The sequence below is a fragment of the Rhodopirellula maiorica SM1 genome, from assembly GCF_000346295.1.
GTDB lineage: Bacteria > Planctomycetota > Planctomycetia > Pirellulales > Pirellulaceae > Novipirellula > Novipirellula maiorica.
In genome coordinates, this window is sequence record NZ_ANOG01000744.1 from 1 (window position 1) to 2537 (window position 2537).

Genomic DNA, 2537 nt, shown 5'->3' on the forward strand with positions numbered 1-2537 from the left:
GCTGACGACGTTTGTTGAGAACACACCAGCGATGTGCATGCAGTTTGGTTCACGTGGCGACCGAATGCAACGCAGCAGGATCAGACCTCGATCACCGGTCCCGAAAAAAGGATCACGCACCGACGTTAGGGCGACCGCGGTCTCGCATCCAAGTTGACCACGCACTGTTTTTTGCCCTCCCACGGGGTGGCTCATGAAATCGGCGTTTCGATTTAGGCCGTAAAACACGGGGTTTTGATCCAGACACGCGCGTGAAACCTCAGGGGCTATTTTCCGTGGTCAAGTTGACCACGGAAATTCATGACGCTGGGATCACGGGGATTCGTCGCCGCGTTGAAGGCTCTCGAGGATTCGGAGAAGCCGCAACCTATGCTCCTCACTTTCTGGCGATTCCGGCACAATCATCACCGGGATATATCCGGTGATCCCCTCGTCCTCCAGCCGGACCACCTGAGCAGCTATTCGGCGCTCGATGGCTTCCTTGGTTTTCATAAGTCCTTGGAGGGCTCGGTCGTATTCGTCGTCTTCGTGCATTTTTCTGTTTCCTCGCCACTGCTTTCAGGGTTCTCTCGGATGATGAACTTCACGCTGGCGTGGTTCAAAACGCTATTCGCCGCAGAGCTCAATCCGGACATCAATTTACTTAAACTCTCGAACACGCGATCTTCTTCCAAGATCTCTTTATTACACGCGATGCATGTTTTTCGCGAGAACGTCCCCGCGAATTTGCAAATGTTGATCTCAACTGTCGTGCCACATGCGTTGCAAGTGATTGCGACTCGGTTCAATTCGTTCAGGCCAATCTTTGTTGCTAGTTCTTTCATTTTGCTCTCCGGTGTTATTAAGAAAAACGCCCCAATAACACAGGCTCAAAAACGAGCGAAACATGTCGCGAAAAAGCGTATAGATTCGCTATTTGACAGATACGCGCGGAGTGAATCCTAGTATTGATTCGCCGATGGCGCGAATAACGTCGGCTACTCGCTCCGCTGCGGACTCAGGCACGAGCACGGCGTCGTGCAAGGGCAAAAAGTCAATCCCCATGTCGATCAGTCGATCGTGCACCGGCGTCATCACACTGCCCTCCAGACGCGTAAGGTAGTGAGTCAGCCCCGATGCACCTACGTCGTCGCGGATCCCCTGGATCATCGATGCCGCGATTGGAAAACGCCGGCGGAGAGCAACCCACAGCGGGCGAGAGTCGAGTCGCTGGTCCTGCCCGGTGAGGCATTGCACCTGGGTGGCCACCTTTAGGTCGTCGGACGTTGGAAAATCGACACCAGCTTCATTGCCCAAATCGGCATACCAGTGCCCTGACTGTACCCCAGCGACCATGCGGTCTTTTTCATCGCCTTCAGGCAATTGGGCGGCGATAACAGCCCAGTACGCACTCTTAAGATCCACTTCGATCATTCGCTCGCCATCGATCAGCATTTCCTTTCGCATCAGGCGGGGAGTGTTGGTCAGCGAGTGGTAGACACGACCGGACTTGTTTCGGGCCACGCGGAGTAGCGATCCGTCCCGCATTTTACGCAGTAATCGAGCACTCCAGTCGCGTTTTGATAGCCCGGTCTCGGCGTTTTTTTCGTCGCTGATCTCGCGCAAAAATTTGTCGTTGGTTGGCGGTGTTACTTTTTGGAACGTTTCGAAAATGGCTTTGGCTCTTTTCGTAATGCCGAAGAAGTCACAGCAGATTTCGTAGTTACGCTCAGCGCACCACGTGCACCAGCGAATAGCACGTGTCATCAACCACGTAGCATCCAACATAACAACACGACACCGACGACCAGGAGAGGACCCACCCAATCCACTATCTGTTGGCTGGTTTGGGTTACCTGAAATCGAGCGTGAATCGAGCCCGCAAAATCGGTGGATCGCAGCGTGTTTCTTGATTTCGGCGTCACGTACCAGCTCGATATATGGGCAATCGACGAGCGCCTTGGCGATCGCCTTTCGAGTCGTGGAGCCATGGGTGCCGTCCACTCTGCCGGTGTTAATGCTGAAATGGCCGCGTTTGGTCCAAGCGTGATATGCAATCATCAGCTCATAACGAGCACTGGCGTTCTTCACGTTTTCTTCGATCCAATCGAAAAAACGAATCGCTACAAGAATGCGCCAGTCCGTGCCAGCGGCGCCGATTTGTGTGGTATCCATGGTGTCTCCGATGAGAGACGCCCATTGGCAGGTCATTCGCTGGTTGACTTAGTTCTCGCCCATGCCGACAATGACTTTGACTACTAATGGGAGTCGACCGCGAGCTAGGTATGACCGCTAAATCAATAGCCTGGCTCGCGGTTCTCTTTTTCTTTCGTGTGCGTGTGATGTGTCCCCAGCCACCTTGGCTGAGCGATGAAACATCGTAGGAAGCGAAAAGGGCCGGTTTCTAGGGGCCGTTTAATTTTCTTGCATCGCTCTGGTGCGCTCGTGTGATGCTTTATGCGTCGCATCTTTCCACGGTTTGGTTCGGAAAATCACGACTCTATTGAGTTGGTCGTCGTGTCAAACATGCCTCAAAAAGTGTCCACTTCGCCGTTTGG

4 protein-coding genes are annotated in these 2537 nt (G+C 53.4%); 2 read left to right on the plus strand and 2 right to left on the minus strand.

Translation table 11 applies throughout. The features are described from left to right. Positions 1–195, minus strand: a 195-nt coding sequence (locus tag RMSM_RS42970; protein WP_236622285.1) for a hypothetical protein, incomplete at its 3' end; no start/stop codon positions are given. A gap of 105 nt (positions 196–300) precedes the next feature. Between RMSM_RS42970 and RMSM_RS40065 the strand changes: the two genes are divergently transcribed. Beyond that, on the plus strand, positions 301–945 hold the full coding sequence (locus tag RMSM_RS40065) for a hypothetical protein (protein ID WP_144057915.1): 645 nt from the start codon (positions 301–303) through the stop codon (positions 943–945). Here RMSM_RS40065 and RMSM_RS24135 read toward each other — a convergent pair. Continuing rightward, positions 913–1746, minus strand: a complete 834-nt coding sequence (locus RMSM_RS24135) for a hypothetical protein (protein ID WP_144057916.1) — start codon at positions 1744–1746, stop codon at positions 913–915. The genes RMSM_RS40065 and RMSM_RS24135 overlap by 33 nt on opposite strands. A gap of 123 nt (positions 1747–1869) precedes the next feature. Between RMSM_RS24135 and RMSM_RS40070 the strand changes: the two genes are divergently transcribed. Continuing rightward, complete coding sequence (locus tag RMSM_RS40070) at positions 1870–2241, plus strand: hypothetical protein (RefSeq protein ID WP_144057917.1); 372 nt, start codon at positions 1870–1872, stop codon at positions 2239–2241. The last annotated feature ends 296 nt before the right edge of the window (positions 2242–2537 follow it).